Genomic DNA, 23,592 nt, shown 5'->3' with positions numbered 1-23,592 from the left:
TCGGCCTGCGAACGGGAGAAGTACCTCGGGAACCGGGCAATTTTTTGCAAGTAAGGCAGGAAATCCGACACAAAAAGTCGAATATGCTGTTTAAAGACGGATTGGGACGAAAGAGGGGAAACGGTTTGGCAGCGGCACATCATGAATTGGAGCCATCCTTACACAAAGACGACCTGCAGCCGGAAGAGATGCTTCGCGTCATTTTCGACTACATTGCCAAAATCGCTAGCGAGCGCCACCTCGACCGCGTTCTGCTGTTGATGGCCAACATGGGAAGAGAGATGATTCTCGCCGACCGATGCAGCGTCTGGCTGGTCGATTCCGTAGGTCAAGCGCTTTACACGACGGTAGCGCACGGCGTCAAAGGCATACGCATCCCGCTGGGGGCCGGGCTGGTTGGCCATTCCATCGCTACGGGTACGCCTATTTTTATTGACGATGCCTACCTTAACGAAGAATTTAAGAATGTGCTTGAAAAAGGAGCGCTCTCCACTGACCGCGAAACCGGTTACCGGACGAAAGCGCTGCTCGTCGTTCCTTTTCGGAACAATGACGGCGAGATCATCGGCGCTTATCAAGCGGTGAATAAGCTGACGGCAAGCGGGACGTTTTCCGATATCGATTTGACTCACCTGACGCTGGCCGCATCTTATGCCGGAAAATCGCTCGAATCGGTCATGCTGCACGAGGAAATCGAGGCGACGCAGCGGGAAATTATTTTTGCGATGGGCGAAATTGGCGAAAGCCGTTCCAAGGAAACCGGCAATCACGTCAAACGCGTGGCCGAATATTCCTATCTGCTGGCGATCGGGCTCGGCATGAACGAGGAAGAAGCCGAGCTGCTGAAAATGGCATCCCCTATGCACGATATCGGCAAGGTAGCCATCCCCGATTCCATCCTGATGAAGCCGGGCAAGCTGACCGAGGAAGAATTCAAGCTCATACAGGCCCATACCGAGATCGGCTACAACCTGCTCAGAAACTCCAAGCGGCATATCATGAAAACCGCGGCGATCGTTGCGCATCAGCATCATGAGAAGTGGAACGGCAAAGGTTACCCGCAAGGGCTCAAACAGGAAGAAATCCATGTTTACGGCCGGATTACGGCTATCGCAGACGTGTTCGACGCCCTGGCCAGCGACCGGGTGTACAAAAAAGCCTGGGAGCTCGATCGTATTCTCCAACTGCTCGCGGAAGAGCGCGGCCAACATTTCGATCCTCGGCTGGTCGACGTGTTTATGGAGCAGCTCCCGCAAATTTTGAAGGTGCGGGACGAATTCCGGGACGAGCAGCAGTAAGGAGTACCGGCGGCATCGGCGGTTTTGGCCGGCGGGAAAGCGGGAGAAATCGCTCGGTTGGGCGATTTAGACGACGCTGGAGACTCCTATTTTCGCGAATATGCGGGAAAATGGCGGATTAGACGACGCCAAAGGCTCTTATTCGGCGGGGAATCGCGAGAAATTGCTCGGTTGGGCGATTTAGACGACGCTGGAGACTCCTATTTTCGTGAATATGCGGGAAAATAGCGGATTAGACGACGCCAAAGGCTCTTATTCGGCGGGGAATCGCGAGAAATCGCTCGGTTGGGCGATTTAGACGACGCTGGAGACTCCTATTTTCGTGAATATGCGGGAAAATAGCGGATTAGACGACGCTAGAGGCTCTTATTCGGCGGGAAAGCGGGAGAAATCGCTCGGTTGGGCGAGGTAGACGACGCGCGGGTCTGCTTCTGGAACGCGCAGCAAAAAAAACGGGCCGCATTGCGGCCCGCCCTACCCCAGCTGGATATTATTCTCCAGCCGCATTACAATGAAGCCGGGCCTGACATAGGTCCGGCTTTTTTATCCCTGCAGCCGAATGACGCATTCCCCGGCCGCTTCTTCCCCCATGCGCAGCGTGAAACGGTCGCCGTCCGCTATTGCGCCTACGCCTGCAGGCGTTCCCGTGTAGATCAGATCGCCCGTACCGAGCCCGTAATGCGCCGCACAGAAGTCGACGATCGTCTGCAGGTCGAAGATCATGTCGGTCGTGCAGCCCCGTTGTACTTCCGTTCCGTTCTTGCTGAGCGTAAACAACTGCCGCCCCAGCTCGGCCGCTCCTGGAAACGGCCGGAACGAACCGATCGGCGCGGAGCCCAAAAAGCCTTTGGCCGCCAGCCACGGCTGCCCTTTTTTCTTCAGCTCGCTTTGCACGTCGCGCAGCGTCAGGTCGAGACCGAGCGCATATTTGTCGACAAGCTCGTCCACTCCGATGCCGCGCTCATACGGACGTCCGACGTGCAGCACGAGCTCCGCTTCATAATGAATGTCGCCCCGATTGCCGGGAAGCGCAATCTCGCTGCCGTCCATCGCCGTCAAGGCATGTACCGGCTTCATAAACAGCATCGGCGCATCGGGTACGGCATTGCCTAACTCGGCGGCGTGCTCGCGATAATTTCTGCCGACGCAAAACACGTTTCGTATCGTCTCTTTCACTATTCGCACCTCCAAAACGTTTCACTCGCATTATACGTTATTTCGCTGCAGCCTACCACCCGCCGCTCGAAGCCGGCTGTCGGCAGCTTCAACGAAGAAAGCGAAAATTGAACGACGAACGGCTCAGAACGTCAAATTCATACCCCTGCTCCCGCAAGCCCGAGATCACTTCGGGAAGCGCTTCGACGGTCGTCGTTTTTATAGCCATATCGTGCATCAACACGATGATTTGCCGCTTCCCTCGGCTTCCCCCCAACACCGCGCTTACGATATCCGATCGTTTTTGCACCGAAAGCGCCGCATCCGTCGAGCTGACGTTCCAGTCAAAATACCGGTAGCCGCACTTCGTCATTTCGGAGGCTAGACGCTCCATAATCCGCTCTCCCCCCGCTCTGCGCGACAACCGATTGTTCGAGCCGCCGGGAAAACGAATCAAATCGCTGCGGAAGCCGACCGTCTCCTCAAGCAGATCGTTCAATTTCTCCGTATCCTTCTTGTAAGCCTCCACCGACCGATATACATTACGGTAATCGTGCGAATACGAATGATTGCCGAGTGCATGGCCTTCCGCCGCAATAGCCTTGTAAGCGCGAATGCTCTCCCGGGAACGGCTGCCGATGACGAAGAACGTGGCTTTCACGCCATACTGCCGCAATATGCCCAAAATACGATCCGTTTGGACGGAAGGACCGTCGTCGAAGGTCAAATACGCTATCTTTCCTTCCGCCCCGCGCCGCGGCTCCGTACTCTTTCGGCTTGGCGAAACCTCCTGCATATCAGCCTCACGCTTACTTTCTCGTTTCACTTGAAACAGATTGCTTTCGTCGGTTCGATCGCGCTGTTTTTCATCTCGGTTTGCCCTTGAGTCTTCTGCTGACAACAGAGGCCCGAAAATCATTTGGGGTCCCTTCATCTCCTGCTCCGCCCTCCCTATGCGATCCCAAACGGTTTCCTTCACCGTTGGGGAGACCGAGGGAGCGGTAACGTCGGGGAGGTTTCGGCAACCGGATAAGAAAAATAAAACGAACACAAAAACGCCCACACCAACCCTCAACCGACAAGCGGCACCAGCTGTCTTTCTCATCGCTGACTCTCCTTGATCCATGGTGTGGTTAGTATGGGCTTATGAGATTGTGGTATTAGTTCCTTTTTCTGTTATTCCGAACCGCTTCCGCTTGCTTTGGCCGGCGAAGCCGGCGCCTTCTGAGTCGGTTTTGGCGTGGATTTCGGCGTCTGCTTCGGCGTCGGCGTCGCTGCCGGAGACTGCTTGCCCGGCTGCTTGGGCGTCGCTGCCGGCGAAGGCTTAGCCGTCGGCTTCGGAGTCGAGCTCGAAGTCGGTTTGGCGCTAGGCTTCGGCGGAATGAGAGGAGTAGGTGCGCCAGGTGCTGCCTTTACCTGCCCGTCGGCACCGACTTTTGCGCCGTACGAGATCGACGACAGACGCTGCAGCAGCGCTGCCCCCGCTTCCCCTTCAAGCGGCACCGGCTGCGCCCACTTGGTCAGCACCGGAACGGCCTTCACCTCGCACTGCCGCTCCTTCGTGCAAGAAGCCTCTAGAATGATCGTCTCCCACGTTTTGGCCACATCGTTCGTCGTGAAGATGAAATTGCCGAGACTGTATACGATCCACTTGTCCTTATACGTTTCGAAGCCCTGCAAGACATGCGGATGGCCGCCTACGATCAGATCCGCTCCGGCATCGATATACGCTTTGGCCGCTTGACGCTGGTAGGCCTCCGGCAAATCTTGCCGTTCTACGCCCCAGTGAGCGACGACTACGACCAGATCGGCTTTCTTGCGGGCCGCTTCAATCGCCTCTACCGCGAGAGGCAAAGCGAAATCGTACATGGAAGCCAGTCCGGGCGTTTTTTCGCCTGCAAACCAAGCGGAGTTCGGATATACGCGGGTGAAGCCGAGAAAGGCGATTTTGATTCCTTTCTTCTCCACGATGACGGGACTATACGCTTCGGCGCGGTTGCGTCCGGCTCCGAAGCGCTCTATGCCGTGCTTCGCCAAATGATCGAACGTCTCGATCAGCCCCTCGACGCCCATATCGAGCGAATGGTTGTTTGCCAGATTGACGATGTCGATGCCGGAATCCTTGAACGCAGGCATCGCCTTAGGCGTCGATTGGTAGGCATATTCCTTGTCCTGCTTCGTTCCGCGCTCCGTAACCGGCGTCTCCAGATTGGCGATGGTCACGTCGGCCCGTTCCAAGTAGGGCTTAACCTGCTTGAACGGATAGTCGTAGCCGTGCTGCTTCATGGCCGATTCCACGGTCTCCGCCATGATGACGTCGCCGACGAATGTCAGCGTCACGCGTTCCCCCGAATCCGCCGGCGGCGGGGACCCTGTCTCATTGCCTGGCCCCGGCTTCGCTCCCGCCGGGTCGCCGGTTCCGCTCGGCGCGGGGGAAGCCGTAGCTCTAGGAGACGGCGTAATACCGGGGAGAGGCGTTCCGTTTGCCGACGCATTCGTCCCCTTGGCAGGCCGCTCGCTTTCAGGCACCAGCTGCCACATGACGAAGAGCAGCAGCACAAGCAGAACGCCGATTCCTATAGCCGTCCATTTCCTTTGCTGCTTCCGGTCGTTGCGCTTCTTGTTTACGGTATGATCATCCGATCGCGAACGATTCATAACTCGGTTCCCCCCATTGCAAAATACAAGACTCCGGCGCCTATCGCCCGGAGCCGATTGCTTTTCCATACTCAAAAATGTCATATTGATACAAAACCGTTTCCATTATACTACATGACGGGGGCAAATGCCCCTTCCGTTTACAGCATCCGACCATATAGGGATCCGGCTTCCTTCCCATTTTACCTAGAATGGAAGTAATCTTGAATAGAATCGCAATGAATCGGTCCCAAAGCTGCCGGAAAGAATCGTTATAATCGAATATTCCTTCAACCCTGCATTGCCTCGCCTCCCGGCAATTGCTATAATCAAAACTCACTCTCTTCAAACGAGTACGTTTGAGGATCGGGAACAAGCTTTCCCACACTTCGCAACACCTGCGTCCAGCTGCATCCGGCACGCTCCGCCGGGACACGGCGCAACGGTTCCTCTACGCATCGCTTTACAGAAACACTTTCCGCACGAACCGACATTTCACTTGTATTCCTAATGCTTTAAGGCACGACAGGCACGACGACAACCGCATACGAAATCGGAGGTGCTACATGCTTTTTTGGGTGCTGGCGCGCAAGGCGTACCTGCAAAACCTGCAGTATCGCGGCGCCCACACGATGAAAACGATCGCAAGCGCAATCATCGGGTACATTTACGCTTCCATCTGGATCGGCATCGGCGATTCCAACTCGCTTGGCGCTTACGGAACGGCAGGCATCGTCAGTTACATCGCCTTCAACCAGGCCGCGCTTTGGGTCGTCAACGGGATGAGCGGGGGTCTCGGCCTCGAACAAAGCGTCAGAACCGGACAATTAGCCGTCGAGTTGACACGGCCGGTTCATCTGTACGTTTCGCTTATGTGCAGAGAATGGGGGATGATCGCCTACCAATTTCTATACAAAACGATTCCGATTCTCGTCATTTATTTCTTCACCGTTTCGCTTCGTCTGCCGGAGAGCGCTTCCACTTATCTATGGACGGCAGTCGCGCTGGCGCTTGCCGCTTACGTGATGATCGCCATCAACTATTTGATCGGACTAGCTGCCGTCTGGACAACCGAATCGCGCTGGCTAGGATGGCTTAATTTTGCCGTGTTTACCTTGCTTTCCGGCTTCTTCATTCCGCTCGAATGGCTGCCGGGCTGGCTTCGCGCGCTTACATACCTGACGCCTTATCCATACGTGCAATACCACCCGACACGCATTTTCCTGGAAAGGGAGCAGCTGTCGTCGCTGCCGGCCGCCTTCCTGTGGTGCGCCGCGCTCACGTGCGTCTGCTTGGCGGCTACGGCCGCCGTTCGCCGCAAAATCGAAATCCAAGGAGGTTGAAAGGTTCCTGTTCAGGGAACCCAGACAACGATGAAAGATTCCATTTTTTCCGTTCTCGCGAGCAAATCTTACGCCCAAAACCTGCAGTATCGGGGCACGCATGCGATCAACACGGTGGCCAGCGCGATTTTCGGCTTTATTTACGTATCCGTCTGGGTCGGCATCGGCTCTGATCATCAGCTTGGCGGCTACGGCGAGCAAGGCATGATCCATTACGTCGCCTTCAATCAAGTTTGCCTATGGCTCACGGTATTCATGACGAACGGACTCGGCATCATTCCCAGCGTCCGGACCGGCCAAATCTCGCTCGATCTGATGCGGCCCGTTCATCTGTTCTATATCGCCATGAGCCGGGAATGGGGGCAAATCGCCTATCGGCTGCTTTATAAATCGGCGCCGATTTATATCCTGTACGCTTTCATGTTCGCACTGCCGGTTCCTACCGATCCTATGGTCTGGCTCCTTACGTTCGCCGGACTGGCGCTGGCCGCCTACATCGCGATCTGCATCCAGTATTTGATCGGAATCAGCGCCCTTTGGACGACGGAATCGAATTGGCTGGTTTGGGTAAACACGGCGCTGGCGATGCTCTTCTCGGGATACTTGATCCCGATCGAATGGCTCCCCGTCTGGCTGCAGCGGATCAGCGCAGCCTCTTTTTATCCGTATTTGCAGTATCATCCGACACGCATGTATTTGGGCTACGAGCAAGGCGGCGCGCTCTTCGGCGCTTTGCTGTGGTGCGTTTTCCTGACGCTGTGCTGCCTCTTGGCGACCCGGATCGTGCGCGGCAAATTGGAGGTGCAGGGAGGATGAGCACGATACGGCTATATTTCCTGCTTGTCAAAGCAAGCATTCGAAGCCGAATGCAATACAAGTTTAATTTTGTGTTTTCCAGTTTGATGGCCGCGGTCGTGAGCATTATGGATTTTCTGCTGATTGCCATCATCCTGCTCAAGTTCGGTCAAATCAAAGGCTGGAGCCTGAATGAGATCGGCTTTTTGTACGGGGTGCTGACGCTTTCGCGTTCGATCTACCGAATCCTCGCCTCCGACGTCCATCATATCGAAAAATATCTCGTTTCCGGCGATCTCGACCAGCTGCTGATCAGACCGGTGCCGATACTGCTCGCGCTTATGACGCAGAACGTCACCTTCCTTATCGGAGAAGTCGTGCAAGGCACGACCGTGCTGGCGATATGCATGTCAGGCATGTTGGCAAGCGGGCAAATCGGCTGGCTGGCGATTCCGCAAACCTTGCTCGTGATCGTCACCGGCGCCGTCATCCTGTTTACGATCGGCTTGTTCTCCGCAACCGCCGGGTTCTGGATTACACGCGTCCGCGAGCTGCAGAACATTACGGAGGACGCTTCCCGTACCGCAGCGCAATACCCGCTTGTCCTGTATCCCAAGTGGCTGCAAGCGATGCTGCTGACGGCCGTTCCGGTCGGGTTTGCGAATTATTTGCCGGCGCTGTTTATTTTGCGGGGAGAGCTCGGTCCATGGATTTTGGCCGCTACACTGGTTTTCGCCGCTGTTTTTCTCTACGCGGGCATGCGCTTCTGGCGGCTCGGATTATCGCGTTATCAAAGCACGGGAAGCTAATCATAACGGAGGGATGTTATCATGCCATATCATATTCGAATAAGACCGACCGCCTTAATTATCCGGGATGGCTCGATCCTGTTGTGCGAGTATACGGACGAAGAAGGCGTCCATTACAACCTGCCCGGAGGCGGCGCCGAACCCGGCGAAACCGTCATCGAAGCGGTTAAGCGGGAAGCGCGCGAGGAGCTTGCTGCGGACGTTGAAGTCGGACCGCTAGCATTCGTCTACGAATGCGCGCCGCACCGGCAATCCGGCGATTATCCGGATGCTCCCCATAGTTTAAACTTGATTTTTGAATGCAGCCTTGCGAACGGCGGCGCGCCGAGGCTGCCGGACCAGCCCGATCCGATGCAATCCGGAGTCAAATGGATTCCGCTGAACGAGCTCGATCCGATCCTGCTTTTTCCGAATATCAAAAAACAGCTGATGGAGTATGCTTCCGGCATACGGGCTTTCGGACTGATCGAGGATCACGCCCTCGAACCTTACTTTCCGCAGGCCGGGAAGCCGGACTCGCTGCAAAGGGAGGCGTCACGATGATCGACGTTCGCGACATCCGCAAAACGTTTCGGATTCCCGTCGTCAAGGAAGGCGCGTTCAGCGGCGTCCGCAGCCTTTTTTCGAGGGAATACAAGGAGAAAACGGCGGTTCAAGGCGTCAGCTTCCGCGTCGAGAAAGGCGACTTTGTCGGCTATATCGGCCCGAACGGCGCAGGCAAATCGACGACGATCAAAATGCTGACCGGCATCCTCCACCCTTCGTCCGGTGAAGTGCTCATTCACGGGCGGAGCCCGCAAAAGCACCGCCGCCATGTCGTCCGCCATCTGGGCGTCGTATTCGGCCAGCGCTGCCAGCTGTGGTGGGACTTGCCGGTGAAGGATTCCTATGACATCCTAGCGGCCATGTACCGCATCGAGCCCGAGCGCAAGGAACGCCAGCTCGGGATGATGCGCGAGCTGCTCGGTCTGGACGAATTCCTGTCGACGCCAGTGCGCAAGCTCTCGCTCGGCCAGCGGATGCGGGCCGACTTGGCCGCCGCGATGCTGCATAATCCGGACATTCTTTTTCTCGACGAACCGACGATCGGTCTCGACGTTATCGCCAAGAAGAACATCCGCGGCTTTCTCAAATCGCTGAACCGCGATTTCGGCAAAACGATTCTGCTCACCACCCACGATATGGACGATATCGAGCAGCTGTGCGAGCGCGTTATCGTCATTAACCGCGGCGAGCTTGCCTATGACGGCACCATTCCCGAGCTGCGCGAGCGGATCGGCCTGCCTTCCGTTATCCGCGTCACGTACCGGGGAGCGCTGCAGATACCTGCGGATGCGGCGAACGCGAACGGCGATGCGATCAAGCTGCCTTTTACGATCGAAGAGCAGAGCAGGGATAGCTTGACGATTCATTGCAACCGCCAGGAAACGACGGCCATGGACGTCCTGCGCATGTTAAACCAGTGGGGCGAGGTCGACGACGTGCATATGGAGGAACCCGACTTCGAGGAAGTCATCCACCGGATCTACTGATGATTGCAGCGCAATTCGCAAATAACCTGATACGGCATCATGCCGGATCAGGTTATTTTTGTAATGGAAATAAGGGGAAGCGTTCGATTATACTAAAAAAGGAGATCGGATACGTATCGAGAACGTCGCAAAGGTAAGGGGACATTATGAAAATTGCTTTTTTCGATTCTGGATTAGGCGGATTGTCCGTGCTTGACGAAGCCAGAAAACGGCTTCCCCGCGAGGATTTCATTTATTTTGCGGATACGTTGAACGTACCTTACGGTACCAAAACGAAGCAAGAGGTAAAAGCTTGCATCGAGCAATCCGTCAAACAAATAATGGAAGAGGATGTAAAAGCACTCGTCATCGCCTGCAATACGGCAACGAGCATCGTCATTTCGGAGCTTCGAAACCGGTACGATATTCCCATCGTCGGGATGGAGCCGGCCGTGAAGCCCGCTGTGGAAATGAACCGTCTGAACGGCAAACGCGTGCTGGTATTCGCCACGTCGCTTACTTTAAGGGAAACCAAATATAACGAGCTGGTCAGCCGGATCGACGATATGAGCATCGTGGACTCGCTTCCGCTTCCCGGGCTGGTCGCGTTTTGCGAGAAGCTGCAGTTCGATGCGAACGTAATCGGCGACTATTTCGCCGGTGTACTCGCGCCTTACCGATTGGAGGAATACGGAACGATCGTCCTCGGCTGTACGCATTTTCCATTCTACAAGAAGCTGCTTCAGCAGCACGTCCCCGGACATATCCGGATTATTGACGGCAGTACGGGAACCGTGAACCGGCTTATCGACATCTTAAGCAGCCGTTCTCTGCTGGACGGTGCGGGGAGCGCCGAAGTCACGTTTCGAAGCTCGAGCATGAGCGAGGAATATGCGGTTAAAATGGAGCGAGCGCTTGCCTTGTTTGCAGAAATGCAAGGGTAAGCCGGCGGGGCGTCTTGGTCTTCCATACTTGCCGTAAACCCTTCAAGGCTATGTAACTTTGCATGAAAAAAACCGCTGGAGCTAAAGCCTCCGGCGGTTTTTCTTCGTCTCGTTCTCGCTATTCCTTCACCGTAATCGTCACCGGCGACCACTCGCCGATAACCGTTTGGCCATGAACGGACACGCTGCCTTGCGGGGTCAAATCCTTCTCGGTCATGATGCCGAGCGCCACCGTGAAGCGGTTGAACTTGACCGGCACGCCCTGCTCGCGCCGCACTTCTTGACCGTTGACATAGAATACGATTTCGTCCGCCGCACGGTTATACGTAATCTTGTAATTGTTGAATTCGCGCGCCGCGAAATTCTGCTCCTCTTTAAAAATGCAGAAGTAACGCGTCTTATCCGTCTCCGGCACGTTCACGCCAGGGAAAGGCAGGACCGCATACACGCTTGCGTACTTATCGTTGCCGACGAAGAAATCGAGTGCGCCGCCGGTCGAGAAGTCAAGCAGATTTAGCGATACATAGCCGTCGTACAAATCGTTCGGCGCCGTATTTTGACTCCGTGCGCGAATGTTCAGCTCAAAGCTGATTTCGCCTTCTTCTGGCACTTCAACCGGCTGTGCGGAGTAATACATATGCTTGGCGTTATCGAGAATTTGAACCTGGTCGTGCTTCCGGCTGATCGGCGCCCGTACATACAGGATGCCATTGCGTACGATGACGACTGCATTCGGCTCGCGGTATTGCCAGAACGACCCGTCCTGCAGCTTGAAGCCGCCGATATTCCACACTTCCCCTTCCGACAAAATCGTATGAAAGTCTCCCAGTGTGACCGTTTTTTCAGCTGCCGGTGATTTTTCCATGTTCCCCTTCTCCTCTCGGTTGCTCGTAGTTTCGTTAGGCCAAGATTCCTTGCAAAAGAAGCGATAAAACAATGACAAGCCCGCAGCGCATCGTAGATTTGAGAGACGCGCCCATCAACGGCAAATAAGCTTCCGACGGGTTATGGTCCTTCAAGCTTCCGTACACTTTAACAAAAGGGATGGCGGTAAGCAGCCCAATCAGGGCATAATAAGGCAGCGCTCCGCTGACCGCAGCCACAACAAGCGAAAGGTGCGCCAAAACGAGCAAAACCTTCGAAAACCGGATCGCTTTGCTTTCTCCCCATACCACGACGAGCGTCTTTTTGCCGGAAGCCTTGTCCGACTGCCAATGAAGGAAATGATGATTAAATAGGATAAGCGTCGTTAACAGACCGATCGGTAGAGAGGCAAGCAGCGCCTTCCAGTCGTAGACGGACGTTTGGACGATATAGCTTCCGACCACCGGCAGAACGCCGAACGAAAGGACAATGGCAATCTCGCTGTAGCCTTTGCCCCGGTAGCCGTATTTAACGGGCGGAGCCACATAGAAAAAGGCAAACAGCCCGCCGAGTCCCGCATAAGCAAGAACAGCCGGCCCGCTGAACCAAGCGAGAAGCGCACCGCATACGACAGCGACGGCAAAAAGCAGCCAAGTAAGCGCCGCAAACGTCCGTTCCTCGATCGTTCCCTTGGCCAGAAAACCCGAATTGGTCGATATCGTCGATGCCGTTTCTTTGGCCGCTACGTCGACGCCGTTCCGAAAATCCCATAAATCGTTAATCATATTGGAAAATAAATGCGCCGCTCCCGCTCCGATAAGCGTCAATAAGAACAGCAGCGGATGAAACACGCCGTTCCACGCATAAGCTCCAGCCGCTCCGATCAATACGGGAATGACCATAACCGGTATGACTCGAAATCTGGATAAGCGCATGAATAAGCTTACTTTCCCCATTTTCGCTTTCTTCCTTTCAACGTCTGCCAACTTTGTGATTTCTATCACATACATCATCGACAAATGGCCTAGTCATTTCATTGTCATAACAATTATATGACTGCCTGCTAATCTTGTAAACAGAAAAAACCTTCAAACGTTGGGAGCGGATTGCAAATGCAGGATTTGAAGACAGTCCGGATAACAACCTCCGCTCCGCACATACTAGTTAAGCGACTTGCCTAACCGATTCCGCAGCATGTAAAAATAGCCGTTTGACAAAAACGCAGGATGTAACTATGATGGTTACATAGGTGGTGAAAGACCATGATGAATAGTCGTCTTGCCGTGGCCATTCATATTCTTTCGTTACTTGCTTCCAATCCACGCGATGTGGCAACATCCGAATGGATTGCAGGCAGCGTCAATACGAATCCCGTCGTCATAAGACGGATCACGGGCATGCTAAAGCAAGCAGGATTGCTCCGAACGCAAGTCGGGGTTCCGGGAGCCGAACTTACGAGAGCGCCAAGCGATATTTCCCTGCTTGAGGTGTACCGGGCCGTTCAGCCGAAGGATGAACTGTTTGCCATTCATGAGCAGCCCAATCCGGCTTGTCCGGTAGGCAAAAACATCCAGTCCGCGCTCGACAACGTATTCGACGACGCCCGCAAAGCAATGGAAGACCAGCTGGCCGCTACATCGGTACAAGACATTCTGAGTCGCCTCTTTTCCTGAAAAAGAGGTTTTTTCACCCCACAGATGTAACCAATTCGGTTACAAATATTTTTTTGGAGGGAACACCATTATGATAATCGCCATTATCGGAGCAACAGGAAAAGCCGGAAGCCGGATTTTAAAAGAAGCCGCAGACCGTGGCCATGAAGTGACCGCAATCGTCAGAAACGCAGCCAAGCTGGAGCAACCAGCCGCAACCGTTTTGGAGAAAGACGTATTCGGCTTGACCACGGCAGATCTAAGCCGCTTCGATGTTATTGTGAATGCGTTCGGTGCCGCTCCCGGTCAAGAGCATTTGCATGTGGACGCGGGCAACGTCCTGATCGAAGCGCTCAAGGGCGCGCCGAACACCCGTTTGATCGTCGTCGGCGGCGCCGGCAGCCTGTTTGTGGACGAAGCCAAAACCGTTCGCGTATTCGAAACACCGGATTTCCCTAAGGAATATTTGGCGACGGCGCAAAACCAAGGCAAAAACCTGGACATTTTGCAGCAAACCGATTCGATCAAATGGACGTTCATCAGCCCATCCGCGTACTTTGCCCTCGGCAAACGTACGGGAGCTTACCAAACCGGCAAAGATCATCTGCTGGTCAACGCCGGCGGTCAAAGCTATGTCAGCTATGAGGACTATGCGATCGCGGTTGTCGATGAAATCGAGAATCCGCAGCATATCAACGAGCGGTTTACCGTTGCGTCGGAGATCGGGTAACCGCTCTGACGTAACAAGGATAAACGGCTTCGCCGTCCTTTTAGGGACAAGCGCGTTTACCGAGATTTTGAGCGACTTCCACGATATACTTTCTGATAAATCAAGGATAAAAGCCTGCCGGCGTCTTATGACGCCGTGCGTTTACCGGAGAAATATAAGGGCTTATCGTGTGAAACCTATAAAATCTTATATTTTAAAAAAGCCTTGCCGTACCGAAGTCGCTTCGGTGCGGCAAGGCTTTTTGCTATGTCCGGGTGAATTTATCCGGGCGTCGCTTCATTTTCCCTTGTACGGAAATGCGCTTAGTTCGCGGAAGGGGTTATCCGTTTGGAGGACCGGCCGGCGACGAATCCGACTGCTGCCGCAACCAGCCCCGTTACCACAGTGACCAGCATGACATCGTAGCATAGCGTATACAAGAACAGATGCTTGCCTAAATCCGCCTCGCCGTCGCCGATAAGCGGCGTAACGAATGCGATCGCCCCCACTGCCCCCACCGCAGCCAGCATTTCGGCCGCAAACCGGTAAAACGGGCTCGTGCAGCGCCTCCAAAACAAGAGCAAGCCGCCATAATAGACGACGTATAAGACGACTACCGAGAGCAGCGAATTCGGCAGAGCATTTTTCTTGAATTCGCTCCAGAAGGAATACGACAGCGCCACCTTGCCCGCCGGCTTCCCTTCGGCTTTCTCATAGTTGCCCAAGTAATAAGGACGGATCATCATGCTGTTTTCTGCAGCCCGTTCCAGCTTCTGGATAAACCGGGCGGGATGCGTCATGTAGAAGCCGAGCACTTTGAAATGACTGATCTTATCGTAAAATTCCGGTTTCATGGACGGATCGTTCTGCTTAATCGGCGTGTCCGGCGTAAAATAGTTCGTTCCGGCCAGTACCGCAAGCTTCGGCGATATGCCCAGCTGCTCCAAATCGCGCTCCGGGGTTTTCGAATCTTTCAAAATACCGAAGAAAACGGTCTGGTATTTGTTAATCGAACTAATCTCCTTAGGCGCGGATAGATAGAAGCCTGCGGATGCTAACACGAGAAAAGCGGACAATCCTGCCACGGTGCGTTTCCATTTGCGGTCTGCCCGCAACCCCCACAGCCGAAACCCGAGCAGTGCCACAATGATGCCTGCAGGCGCATACTGAATTTTCGAGCCGACGAGCATAAAGGCGGATGCAAAAAAGCAGACTAGCAAGCCGATCGTCGGGTGCTCCGATCGTCGGCTGATCGCCAGAGCGAAGCCGATCGTAAGCAGCAGGAAAACGAAGGTCGTCGGCTCCCCGAACAACGAGTTGAAGTAAGCCAAATACCCGACATCGGCAAACACGACAACAAGCAGGACGGCTAATACGACGTTAACGGTACGCGTATTCGTCCGCCCCCATCTCAAGATTAAATAGAACGCCCCTAACAGCAGCGCCGCATACAGGCCCGAGAGAAAGCGAATGTCGAACAGCTCGCGGCTGTAAGCGGCAAGGTTCAAACCTACGGCCGCAAATACCGCAATCAGCTGGGTCGATATGTAACCGCCAAGCCCCATATGCGATATGGCATACTTGCTATGGAAGTAGGCGAAATATTTTTCAGCGTACGGTTCTTCGAAATGCAGATCCGCTAAGCCCACAGTTCCCATAATGCGCTCGAAATCGCCGTTGTTCGCCACGCCTATGATAGGCTTCACCATCAGCAGATAGACGACAATGAACGCTGTGGCAAGCAAAACCGCGGTTTCCAGACGCAATAGCTTCTTCCACATGATACGATACTCCTCCATTCATTCGTGCAGACGGGTTATTCGCCTGACCCGATATTGCTGTTTTTCTTGCCCCGGCGCACCTCCATCGCAGTAAACAGCTTGCTGCCGAAGCCTTCGAAGCGGCGGGCGAACGCATCGAAAAATTTCGCGTTCACGATCACATCCGCCAGCTTCACGCAGCCCCAGGCGAACAGCATGCCTGCGAATACGTCGATGATCCAATGGATTTTTAAATACATGGTGGAGATGATGATCGAGACGCAGAACACGCCGAGCAACCATTTGTACCAGCGGCTTTTCTCGCGCATGGCCAGCAGCAGCGCCGCGAACGCGATCGACGTATGCATGCTCGGAAAGCAATTGAGCACGGTCATATACTGTTCGGATGGCGTCAAGACGCGCTCCAGCAGATCCGGCGTTCCTTGAACATACCACACCTCCTGCAGCAAAATCGTATTGTAGAACGGCAAAATAAGCGGCACCTGAAGCAAATAGCCAGCCAGTGCGTACCTTCCCAGCTTCTTTACGTCTTTCGTAAAGAACGCCCGGATCACGCAAATCCAGTAGGAAAGTGTAAACCCGGCATTATAGACCGATTGCATATATTTGGTCAGCCATTCCGGCTGCCATAGCCGGAATATCCACGCATCGTTAAGCGGGATCGCGTTGAAGGCCTCGTTCCATTTAAAAATATGACGAATGTTCTCCGTCTGCATCGCAACGACCCGGTGCCACATCGGATTCGCGTACTCGTAAATCACATAAAACAAGAACAACGTAATCAAGCCCGCAGGCATAAACTGCACCCAAGTGATCGCTTTCGCATCCTTGCTTGTCCCGATCAGCGAAGCCGCCAGAACGAATACAGCCCATATTCCCCAATTCTCGACCTGTATAATGGCAATGATGACGGCGATCGTCGCCGCAATAAGCAGCGGCATATAAACCTTTTGCAACCGCATTGTTTCTTCTCCTCTGCTACCCCTGCAATTTCATTTGTTCGCCGCCGATCCGGCTCCCCCTGACAGTCCTCTACTAAAGTACCGTATTTCCCTAGAAGTTACAAGTTTGCATTCACCCTCGATTTCATAGCCAAGCGGAACTAGTACGTTTTTCGCCTCATTTTTTGAATGATACATTGGCGTTTAGCCCAATCCTGCTGCTTCTTTATGATGTGTACTCTATCCATTCTTTTACTGGAAACAGGGAACCCCTGCATGCCGCCATACAGTAAATTCCTTTCTATGTTTGAGAATGGGTACCTCTGACGCTTTAGTTCTATAAAGGATTTAAACTTTCTTATATGGAAACAAAGTCCGCCCTGCATGGGCGGACTTCCCGGACAACACCTTGGAAACAGACTCCCCTCGAAGGAAACGGGATGCCGGAGCCGCTCTGCTATTTTCTTTCCAACTCCCGCTCCCTCCTCAAAATATCTTCCCGCTTCGTACGAAGCGCCGCCTGAGGCCCCTCGAAGTGCTTGCGGTAGTAGGCAAAATCCATGATCAAAAGCAGGACCATCATGCCGATCAGCGCGTAACCGGCGTTCTCGTTCGGGGGAATGACCATCACGACGCTGATAAACACGATCCAGATCAGGGACAGTACCGCGATGACGTCGCTGTATTTCCCAAGATTCCACGGTCCCAGATGCTTGGGCTGGAAGCGGCCCTTCGCTTTTGCAATCAGCTTAAGGAGAATCGGGATGCCGTAAGCCACATACAAGCCGACGACGCTGACCGCCGTCAGGAACACGAGCGTACCGTAAGAAGCGTCCGGATTGACCAGCTTGATGATATAGTCGATCAGCGCCAGGAGGAAGGAAAGCACGACCGAAAGCCATATCGCCTTGGCCGGCGTTCTGTATGTCTTCGATATTTCCGCCCAATGTCTGCTGAACGGCATGCCCTTATCGCGCGAGAAAGCGTACATCATCCGCGAGAACGAAGTGATCGAAGACAACCCGCAGAACCACATCGCCAAAATAACAAGCCACAACACGGTTGTTCCGAACGCGCCTCCAAGCGCTTCGCTAATGATGTATATGTAGGCATTGTCTGCGGAAGCCGCAGCCCCTGCATCCCGGATCGACAAGGTAACGAACGCGAGCATGATGAAGCCGAACACGAACGAATAGGCGACGGAAGTAAAAATGCCCCATGGGGCGCGGATCCGCGGGTTGACCGTTTCCTCGATCGTATGCGCGGAGGCGTCATAGCCGGTAAACGTCCATTGCGCCTGCAGAAGTCCGATCAGAAACGCGAACATATAAGGTTTATCCGAGAACGTCTGCCCGACCGTAAACAAATAATCGAGCGGCTGCAGCCCGTCTTTGGTAAAGAAGGCCAAGCTGACGACGACGACTGCCACGATCGCAATGTGATACCAGGCCGAAAAGTCGTTCAGCCGGGCGACTACCCGAATGCCGATATGATTAACGATGCCATGGGACAGCAAAATGACGACAAACGCGATAAGCGTGGTCGTACTGTCTGACGTATAGCCGAATGCTTGCGCGAGCAGCGGATCGGCGAAGGTCGCGACCGAATAATCGATGCCGGCGACGATGCCGATTTGACCGATCAGGTTGATCCATGCGGTATACCACCCCCAACGTTTGCCTGCCAATATCGACGCCCAGTGATACAAGGCGCCTGCCGTAGGAATCGCCGACGCCAGCTCCGCCATCGCCGCTGCGATAAGCAGCACGAACAGCGCGACGATCGACCAGCCGAAGCCCATCATGCCCGGACCGCCGTATTTGAGCCCATGCCCGTATAGCGATACGGCCCCCGTCAGAATCGAAATAATCGAGAACGAGATCGCAAAGTTCGAAAAGCCCCCCATGCTCCGCAGAAGTTCCTGGGCATACCCGAATTTGTTCAAATCCTTCTTGTCCTGAAGCAGCTGCTGTTGATTGCGATCACCCATAACGATTCCTCCCGCGTTAAAATGGCGATTTCAAGCTGCATTAGCCCAAGTAGCTTTCATGGTTCTTCTCGTCATATTCCCGAATGCTTTTCCCGGCTATCGCTACAATGCCTAGCGCAATCAGACAAACGAACACGAATAAAGCAATGCCGTAAACCACCGCTATCACCTCCTTATGCCCTGCAAAGTGAAGGAGATTGTTCGAAGCTTGCTCCGAGTACATGCCGGGGAGCCTGCTCCCAAGCTTAGCCAAGGAATCGCTCCCCGTTAATTGGATGTATATGTGACTTGCATTCACTTTAACCCGTCCGAGTCAGCCTGAACTTTTTGGGAGATCTCCTCTTACGCAAATCAAAAAACCGCCGGAGCCTTTCGCTCGAGCGGTCCTGATGATCATCCCATTCTTATCCGGCCACATCCCGTTTCGTAAAAACGAACCATGAGAGCGCATTGAGCACGATAAAGTAGACGGCAAGCACCGTAACCGAGAAACCTAACGTCATTCCGGCGACGATCGGCATCCGTCCGGGCAAATACTGGCTCAGTTCCAGATTGGCGAACAGGACGTATTTCACCCATTCGTACCGGCTAAGCGCCATAACGATCAAGCTGCCGCCGAACATCAGCCCGATCGAGAGGCCGATCGCCAGCGAACTGCTGCGGAACACCGTCGAGATCATAAAGCCGACGGTCACCGTCATCACAAGTGAAACGCATTCAAACCCATACTTTTGCAAAGTATGTACCGCCATACTCCGTTCGTATAGATTTCCGTCCGTTCCGAAATAGAGCTGCGAATGATTCATCACGTCGAAACCGTAGAGCACCCCGCCTATAAGCAGTGACGACAGGAACAGCGCACATAGCAAAAATAGCGCGAAGAGCAGCGTTGCAACGTATTTGGATAACAAAATTTTGCCCCGTGACACCGGTCTGATCAGCAGCAGTTTGATCGTCCCCCACGAAAACTCCCCCGCTACAATATCGCCTGCGATTACAATGGTAAAAATAGCGCCTAGCATGATTAAACCGGCCGACAAATCGACCGATGTCCAAACCGACTTGCGTTCCGGATTAATATCGTGTTCGATCGCATAACGGTTCATATTGATCGATTGCTGAAGGTAAATCTTCGATCGCTCGTCCGTTTTTTCGCTTTCCATGTCTTTCTGCAGCTGCTCCGTCGATTCGCTCAGCGCCTGTTTCCAGTCCGCCGCTTGCGGCTGAGCGGGTCTGTCGAACTTTTCGATCAGGTTGCCCGTGAGAAGGAGCGCAAGGAGAAGACCAAGCATGATCCACGTTCGCGGTCTCCGGTAAATTTTCAAATTCTCGTTGCGCAGCAAAGCGCTCAATCTAACCAATGGCTCCTACCCCCGTCATTTCCAAAAATGTTTCCTCCAGCGTCTTCGTCACCGTACGAATGCCATATATTCGAAAATCCGCCGTGACCAGGCATGATGCAATTTGCGGGATATGCTCCCGTTCGATTCTAAGCTCCAGCTGTCCGTCCGCGATGCCGACGAAACCTACGTCCATCGAGCGGGACAGGGCGGCCATCGCTTCATGCGGCCTGTCTACCTCAATCAGCACCTTCGCTTCCCCGCTGCCCTGGGCCAATTGGCGGACCGGCTTTACGTCGATCAGCTTGCCGGACTGAATAATCGCGACCCGATCGCACATCAATTCCATCTCGGATAAAAGGTGGCTGGATACGATGACGGAAATCCGTTCGGTCCGCGCCAAATTCCGCAAGTAATCGCGCAGTTCCCGAATGCCGGCAGGATCGAGCCCGTTGGTCGGTTCGTCCAGGATTAAGACCGAGGGCTTGTGCAGAATCGCCTGCGCGACGCCGAGACGCTGCCGCATGCCGAGCGAATACGTTTTTACCTTGTCGTGTATGCGGGATTTCAAACCGACCAATTCCACTACCTCGTCGATTCGGCCTGCCGGTATGGCCGGATGCATTCTCGAAAAATGAATCAAATTTTGATAGCCTGTCAAAAATTTGTACATCTCCGGATTTTCCACGATGGCGCCGACATGATTCATCGCTTGCTCATAGTGATTCTCTACGTTGATGCCGTTGATCATCACTACGCCATGCGTCATCCGGATCAACCCGACCATCATCCGGATCGTCGTCGTTTTCCCTGCCCCGTTCGGACCCAAGAAGCCAAAAACCTCGCCTCTCGGGACGTCGAACGTCAAGTTGTCGACGATCGTTTTGCCGCCTATCTTTTTGGTAAGCTGATTAATACGCACGACAGGATCTGCCTGCGTCATGTTCGTCTCGCTCATGATTCCCCTCCAGTACCATTCGTTCCCGTTTCCAGCAATGCCATCCTTTGACTGCTCTCATTGTAGGCAACGTTTCTTAACAAACTGTCGGGATAAATCTTAAGGCTTCCTTAACGGATTCTGAATAAAAAACCGGTATAAATACATGTAGAGTGCCGGGAAGCAAGGATAAACGGCTTCGCCGTCCTTCTGGACGAGCGCGTTTACAGTTGAAATATAAGCACTTGATAGGTGAAACATATAAATTCTTAATATTATAAAAAAAGCCGCTTATCAAACGAATCCGCTTCGCTTGATAAACGACTCTCGTCTTTATTGAAGTCTGCCCGGCGAATTTCCTTGCAAGCTGCCGGAGTAACCGGGCCGAGAATAGCCGGCAGGCGCACCTGGAGCAAAACCCATACCGCTCCCGGACGGAGGCCCTTGCATCGGCCTAGCTGCACCCCCGAATGTTCCCGCTGGAACGGATGGGTTGCCGAACGCCCCTCTATTCATCGTCGGACTTGGATGCATCATGGCATTCATGCCGCCGCTCGTCTGCGCCGCCCCGTAAGGTCCGCTCATCATCGACTGGGCAACCGCCTGGGACAGATTATTCATAGGTGCGTTGGCCCCGTCGAAAAACGAAGATGCTTCTTCCGCCATCCCACTCTGCGCAGCAGGCTGTCTGATAGGTTGAAGCACTGGCTGGATAACTGGTTGCAGGATCGAGGCTTGCGGCTGCACGGCATGCCCGAACGGCTGATAGCTGTGCAAATAGGTTTTGGCCGTATGCTCCTGCATGGTCGGCACTTGATACAGGCCCTGCCGGTTCATGAACAGAAACACTTCATAGGCTTGATTCGCGCAGGAATGTGAGCCGTTCAGCAGCATTTGGCGCACGTTCGGATCGGCGCACTCGAGCGCCGCACTCATATGATTTTTGGCCGAACTCTTGTGCATGCAGAGCATCGAGGAGACGATTTGCCTGTCATCCAAACGTCCCCCCGTCTGCGGAGCCTGAGGAGCAGGCTGATGAAGACCGTACATGATGTGCTGCGGCTCGGCATGCGGCATCGCATAAGCCTGAGGAATATGCATGGCGGCCGAATAATCGTGGGTATATGCCACTAGCTGGTCGTAATCGGCGATCGCGCTGCTAATGTGCCGTTCGATAAGTTGGCGCAGCTCGACGTTTTGACAATCCTGCAAATACATGGAGAAGAGGTTGATCAAGTTCGTTTTCTCATTCAGCATTTCGTGAACTTCCATCGTTTCATGAGCACCGTAAGGCATAGCATCATCCCCCGAAAGCAAATAGTGGCATTTACGCCCAACGGTTACTTTGCCCTCGGATGATCGTTCTATTCGCCATAATCCGTGCAAAGTCACCTCTCACTGCCATCTTACAAGCACGGGGCTTTTCGGTGAAGGGTCGCCTGTTCGTACGCATAAGCCAGCTTAAGGAGGACGGGCTCGCTGAATGCGCGGCCGGTGAACGTCAAGCCAAAGGGCAGCCCGGATTTCAAAAATCCGGCTGGAACGATAACCGACGGATAACCGGCTCTCGCTGCTATCGTTTCCCCTTCATCGCCGGGGAAAACGATGGCGTCCAGTCCGTACCCGTCTAGCACGGCATCGATCCCTTCCGTTCGGCATAAGCGGAGATCGCGTAATCGGTCGTGAATATAGTCCGGTTCGGTCAGCGTGCCGCTCGTACGCTCTTCCGCATGCACGAGAAGCTTCTGCCCGTATTTCAGCGTCCGCTCGGGATGCAGATTGTTGAAATCGACAATATCCCGCAGCGTACGCATACGCGAGCCGTTCCCTCTTCCCATTAAATAAGCGTTAAGACTTGCTTTGAATTCATACATCAGCACGCTGGATGAACGAATGCTTCCTGCCGAAGGGATGTCCGCAGGATCGACCAGAATCGCCCCCGCTTTGCTTAAGTCCGCAAGCGCCCGCTCTGCCAGCACGCGCCGTTCCTCGTCCAGAGAGTCCCAATAGAAAGCGCGGGGAACCCCGATTTTGGCGCCCTGCAGACCCTTCGCATCCAGGTACTCCGTATAGTCCGCCGGACAGCGGGCCATGGAAGCGAAAGTCGCCGGGTCGTTGTCGTCTATTCCCGCCATAGCGCCCAATACGACGGCCGCATCCGTAACGGTTCTGGCCATCGGTCCGGCCGTGTCTTGGCTGAACGCAATCGGCGCAATGCCATGCCTGCTGATCAAGCCTACGGTCGGCTTTATCCCGACGACGCCGCACTGGCTGGCCGGACAAAGAATCGAGCCCGACGTTTCCGTTCCTATAGCGACGGCACATAGATTAGCCGCCGCCGCAACGCCCGAGCCGGAGCTCGAGCCGCCCGGCCGGGAATCGGCGTCGTACGGATTGAGCACCTGCCCGCCTCGCGAGCTGTAGCCGTCAGGCATGCCTTCGGTCATAAAATTGGCGAACTCGGTCATATTCGTTTTGCCCAGGATGACAGCGCCCGCTTCACGCAGCTTTCGCACGAGGAATGCGTCTCTTCCGGCATATTCGTTCGCCAGCGCCAGCGAACCCGCGCTCGTATGCATCCCGTCATCCGTATCGATATTGTCCTTAATCATAATAGGAATGCCGTGAAGACGGCTGCGTACCTTGTTTAAGCTTCGCTCCCTATCCATCGCCTCCGCAAGGAACAGCGCGTCCGGGTTTACTTCCAAAACCGCGTTTAACTGGGGGCCGGCTTTATCCAGATTGGCGATTCTATCAAAATATGCACATACTAGTGCTGCGGATGTCGTTTGGCCGGCCTCCATCGCCTGCTGCATGCTAGCAATCGTCGCTTCTTCCAACGAAAAATTCACGGGAGCTTTACCTTCTTTCCTGCCAAGGCCGGAA

22 protein-coding genes are annotated in these 23,592 nt (G+C 54.2%); 9 read left to right on the top strand and 13 right to left on the bottom strand.

Features of this window, described 5'->3' with window-relative positions:
- The first annotated feature begins 125 nt into the window (after positions 1 to 125).
- Positions 126 to 1,298 (top strand): HD domain-containing phosphohydrolase, encoded by a 1,173-nt coding sequence (locus tag ACKGJP_RS10915; protein ID WP_409345679.1) that lies wholly within the window; start codon positions 126 to 128, stop codon positions 1,296 to 1,298.
- A 543-nt stretch (positions 1,299 to 1,841) separates the two neighbouring features.
- Here the strand turns inward: ACKGJP_RS10915 and ACKGJP_RS10910 are convergent.
- The 3 genes from ACKGJP_RS10910 to ACKGJP_RS10900 all read right to left on the bottom strand — a co-directional run bounded on the left by ACKGJP_RS10910 (position 1,842) and on the right by ACKGJP_RS10900 (position 5,111).
- Positions 1,842 to 2,474, bottom strand: coding sequence for a fumarylacetoacetate hydrolase family protein (locus ACKGJP_RS10910; RefSeq protein ID WP_409345678.1), 633 nt, complete (start codon positions 2,472 to 2,474; stop codon positions 1,842 to 1,844).
- An 88-nt stretch (positions 2,475 to 2,562) separates the two neighbouring features.
- On the bottom strand, positions 2,563 to 3,249 hold the full coding sequence (locus ACKGJP_RS10905) for a polysaccharide deacetylase family protein (protein WP_409345677.1): 687 nt from the start codon (positions 3,247 to 3,249) through the stop codon (positions 2,563 to 2,565).
- Between the two features lie 380 nt (positions 3,250 to 3,629).
- Positions 3,630 to 5,111: a CapA family protein gene (locus ACKGJP_RS10900; RefSeq protein ID WP_409345676.1), complete on the bottom strand. Its 1,482-nt coding sequence runs from the start codon at positions 5,109 to 5,111 to the stop codon at positions 3,630 to 3,632.
- A 545-nt stretch (positions 5,112 to 5,656) separates the two neighbouring features.
- Here ACKGJP_RS10900 and ACKGJP_RS10895 point away from each other — a divergent pair.
- From ACKGJP_RS10895 to murI, 6 genes are all read left to right on the top strand, one after another.
- Positions 5,657 to 6,433 carry an ABC transporter permease gene (locus ACKGJP_RS10895; RefSeq protein ID WP_409345675.1) on the top strand — a complete coding sequence of 259 codons (777 nt, stop codon included), beginning with the start codon at positions 5,657 to 5,659 and terminating at the stop codon, positions 6,431 to 6,433.
- Positions 6,434 to 6,463: 30 nt separating this feature from the next.
- Positions 6,464 to 7,249: an ABC transporter permease gene (locus ACKGJP_RS10890; RefSeq protein WP_409345674.1), complete on the top strand. Its 786-nt coding sequence runs from the start codon at positions 6,464 to 6,466 to the stop codon at positions 7,247 to 7,249.
- A complete protein-coding gene (locus ACKGJP_RS10885) occupies positions 7,246 to 8,037 on the top strand; it encodes an ABC transporter permease (RefSeq protein ID WP_409345673.1) in 792 nt (263 codons plus the stop codon). Before ACKGJP_RS10890 ends, ACKGJP_RS10885 begins: the two co-directional genes overlap by 4 nt.
- Before the next feature lie 21 nt (positions 8,038 to 8,058).
- Positions 8,059 to 8,580 (top strand): NUDIX domain-containing protein, encoded by a 522-nt coding sequence (locus ACKGJP_RS10880; RefSeq protein ID WP_409345672.1) that lies wholly within the window; start codon positions 8,059 to 8,061, stop codon positions 8,578 to 8,580.
- Positions 8,577 to 9,569 (top strand): ATP-binding cassette domain-containing protein, encoded by a 993-nt coding sequence (locus ACKGJP_RS10875; RefSeq protein ID WP_409345671.1) that lies wholly within the window; start codon positions 8,577 to 8,579, stop codon positions 9,567 to 9,569. Before ACKGJP_RS10880 ends, ACKGJP_RS10875 begins: the two co-directional genes overlap by 4 nt.
- 146 nt (positions 9,570 to 9,715) lie before the next feature.
- Positions 9,716 to 10,492 (top strand): glutamate racemase, encoded by a 777-nt coding sequence (gene murI, locus ACKGJP_RS10870; protein WP_409345670.1) that lies wholly within the window; start codon positions 9,716 to 9,718, stop codon positions 10,490 to 10,492.
- Between the two features lie 118 nt (positions 10,493 to 10,610).
- Here murI and ACKGJP_RS10865 read toward each other — a convergent pair whose 3' ends face one another.
- Together ACKGJP_RS10865 and ACKGJP_RS10860 are read right to left on the bottom strand one after the other, a co-directional pair.
- Positions 10,611 to 11,357, bottom strand: a complete 747-nt coding sequence (locus ACKGJP_RS10865) for a DUF6081 family protein (RefSeq protein WP_409345669.1) — start codon at positions 11,355 to 11,357, stop codon at positions 10,611 to 10,613.
- A 34-nt stretch (positions 11,358 to 11,391) separates the two neighbouring features.
- Complete coding sequence (locus ACKGJP_RS10860; RefSeq protein ID WP_409345668.1) at positions 11,392 to 12,312, bottom strand: prenyltransferase; 921 nt, start codon at positions 12,310 to 12,312, stop codon at positions 11,392 to 11,394.
- Positions 12,313 to 12,618: 306 nt separating this feature from the next.
- Here ACKGJP_RS10860 and ACKGJP_RS10855 point away from each other — a divergent pair, with 306 nt between their 5' ends.
- Both ACKGJP_RS10855 and ACKGJP_RS10850 read left to right on the top strand, forming a co-directional pair.
- Positions 12,619 to 13,029: an Rrf2 family transcriptional regulator gene (locus ACKGJP_RS10855; RefSeq protein ID WP_409345667.1), complete on the top strand. Its 411-nt coding sequence runs from the start codon at positions 12,619 to 12,621 to the stop codon at positions 13,027 to 13,029.
- A 70-nt stretch (positions 13,030 to 13,099) separates the two neighbouring features.
- A complete protein-coding gene (locus ACKGJP_RS10850) occupies positions 13,100 to 13,738 on the top strand; it encodes an NAD(P)-dependent oxidoreductase (protein WP_409345666.1) in 639 nt (212 codons plus the stop codon).
- A gap of 302 nt (positions 13,739 to 14,040) precedes the next feature.
- Here the strand turns inward: ACKGJP_RS10850 and ACKGJP_RS10845 are convergent, their stop codons facing one another.
- From ACKGJP_RS10845 to ACKGJP_RS10810, 8 genes are all read right to left on the bottom strand, one after another.
- Positions 14,041 to 15,498 carry a hypothetical protein gene (locus tag ACKGJP_RS10845; RefSeq protein WP_409345665.1) on the bottom strand — a complete coding sequence of 486 codons (1,458 nt, stop codon included), beginning with the start codon at positions 15,496 to 15,498 and terminating at the stop codon, positions 14,041 to 14,043.
- 35 nt (positions 15,499 to 15,533) lie between these two features.
- Positions 15,534 to 16,460, bottom strand: coding sequence for a phosphatase PAP2 family protein (locus ACKGJP_RS10840; RefSeq protein WP_409345664.1), 927 nt, complete (start codon positions 16,458 to 16,460; stop codon positions 15,534 to 15,536).
- A 436-nt stretch (positions 16,461 to 16,896) separates the two neighbouring features.
- Complete coding sequence (locus ACKGJP_RS10835) at positions 16,897 to 18,429, bottom strand: amino acid permease (RefSeq protein WP_409345663.1); 1,533 nt, start codon at positions 18,427 to 18,429, stop codon at positions 16,897 to 16,899.
- A 40-nt stretch (positions 18,430 to 18,469) separates the two neighbouring features.
- Entirely contained in the window at positions 18,470 to 18,682 is a 213-nt protein-coding gene (locus tag ACKGJP_RS10830) for a hypothetical protein (RefSeq protein WP_409345662.1), read from the bottom strand.
- A gap of 151 nt (positions 18,683 to 18,833) precedes the next feature.
- Positions 18,834 to 19,790 carry an ABC transporter permease gene (locus ACKGJP_RS10825; RefSeq protein ID WP_409345661.1) on the bottom strand — a complete coding sequence of 319 codons (957 nt, stop codon included), beginning with the start codon at positions 19,788 to 19,790 and terminating at the stop codon, positions 18,834 to 18,836.
- Positions 19,783 to 20,727, bottom strand: coding sequence for an ABC transporter ATP-binding protein (locus ACKGJP_RS10820; protein WP_409345660.1), 945 nt, complete (start codon positions 20,725 to 20,727; stop codon positions 19,783 to 19,785). Before ACKGJP_RS10820 ends, ACKGJP_RS10825 begins: the two co-directional genes overlap by 8 nt.
- Before the next feature lie 312 nt (positions 20,728 to 21,039).
- Positions 21,040 to 22,002: a spore coat protein gene (locus tag ACKGJP_RS10815; protein ID WP_409345659.1), complete on the bottom strand. Its 963-nt coding sequence runs from the start codon at positions 22,000 to 22,002 to the stop codon at positions 21,040 to 21,042.
- 110 nt (positions 22,003 to 22,112) lie between these two features.
- A complete protein-coding gene (locus ACKGJP_RS10810; RefSeq protein ID WP_409345658.1) occupies positions 22,113 to 23,558 on the bottom strand; it encodes an amidase in 1,446 nt (481 codons plus the stop codon).
- Between the last annotated feature and the right edge of the window lie 34 nt (positions 23,559 to 23,592).

The sequence above is a fragment of the Paenibacillus litoralis genome, from assembly GCF_046244365.1.
GTDB lineage: Bacteria > Bacillota > Bacilli > Paenibacillales > NBRC-103111 > Paenibacillus_V.
Note: the sequence above shows the minus strand (reverse complement) of the source record. Positions and strands in the feature narration are given on the sequence as shown.

What these genes read in the sequence shown, in the direction of transcription:
- murI (WP_409345670.1), top strand. Translation starts at nt 9,716, where the DNA reads ATGAAAATTGCTTTTTTCGATTCTGGATTAGGCGGATTGTCCGTGCTT.
- ACKGJP_RS10860 (WP_409345668.1), bottom strand. Translation starts at nt 12,312, where the DNA reads ATGGGGAAAGTAAGCTTATTCATGCGCTTATCCAGATTTCGAGTCATA.
- ACKGJP_RS10900 (WP_409345676.1), bottom strand. Translation starts at nt 5,111, where the DNA reads ATGAATCGTTCGCGATCGGATGATCATACCGTAAACAAGAAGCGCAAC.
- ACKGJP_RS10875 (WP_409345671.1), top strand. Translation starts at nt 8,577, where the DNA reads ATGATCGACGTTCGCGACATCCGCAAAACGTTTCGGATTCCCGTCGTC.
- ACKGJP_RS10905 (WP_409345677.1), bottom strand. Translation starts at nt 3,249, where the DNA reads ATGCAGGAGGTTTCGCCAAGCCGAAAGAGTACGGAGCCGCGGCGCGGG.
- ACKGJP_RS10865 (WP_409345669.1), bottom strand. Translation starts at nt 11,357, where the DNA reads ATGGAAAAATCACCGGCAGCTGAAAAAACGGTCACACTGGGAGACTTT.
- ACKGJP_RS10890 (WP_409345674.1), top strand. Translation starts at nt 6,464, where the DNA reads ATGAAAGATTCCATTTTTTCCGTTCTCGCGAGCAAATCTTACGCCCAA.
- ACKGJP_RS10820 (WP_409345660.1), bottom strand. Translation starts at nt 20,727, where the DNA reads ATGAGCGAGACGAACATGACGCAGGCAGATCCTGTCGTGCGTATTAAT.
- ACKGJP_RS10840 (WP_409345664.1), bottom strand. Translation starts at nt 16,460, where the DNA reads ATGCGGTTGCAAAAGGTTTATATGCCGCTGCTTATTGCGGCGACGATC.
- ACKGJP_RS10855 (WP_409345667.1), top strand. Translation starts at nt 12,619, where the DNA reads ATGATGAATAGTCGTCTTGCCGTGGCCATTCATATTCTTTCGTTACTT.
- ACKGJP_RS10880 (WP_409345672.1), top strand. Translation starts at nt 8,059, where the DNA reads ATGCCATATCATATTCGAATAAGACCGACCGCCTTAATTATCCGGGAT.
- ACKGJP_RS10895 (WP_409345675.1), top strand. Translation starts at nt 5,657, where the DNA reads ATGCTTTTTTGGGTGCTGGCGCGCAAGGCGTACCTGCAAAACCTGCAG.
- ACKGJP_RS10850 (WP_409345666.1), top strand. Translation starts at nt 13,100, where the DNA reads ATGATAATCGCCATTATCGGAGCAACAGGAAAAGCCGGAAGCCGGATT.
- ACKGJP_RS10835 (WP_409345663.1), bottom strand. Translation starts at nt 18,429, where the DNA reads ATGGGTGATCGCAATCAACAGCAGCTGCTTCAGGACAAGAAGGATTTG.
- ACKGJP_RS10845 (WP_409345665.1), bottom strand. Translation starts at nt 15,498, where the DNA reads ATGTGGAAGAAGCTATTGCGTCTGGAAACCGCGGTTTTGCTTGCCACA.
- ACKGJP_RS10885 (WP_409345673.1), top strand. Translation starts at nt 7,246, where the DNA reads ATGAGCACGATACGGCTATATTTCCTGCTTGTCAAAGCAAGCATTCGA.
- ACKGJP_RS10815 (WP_409345659.1), bottom strand. Translation starts at nt 22,002, where the DNA reads ATGCCTTACGGTGCTCATGAAACGATGGAAGTTCACGAAATGCTGAAT.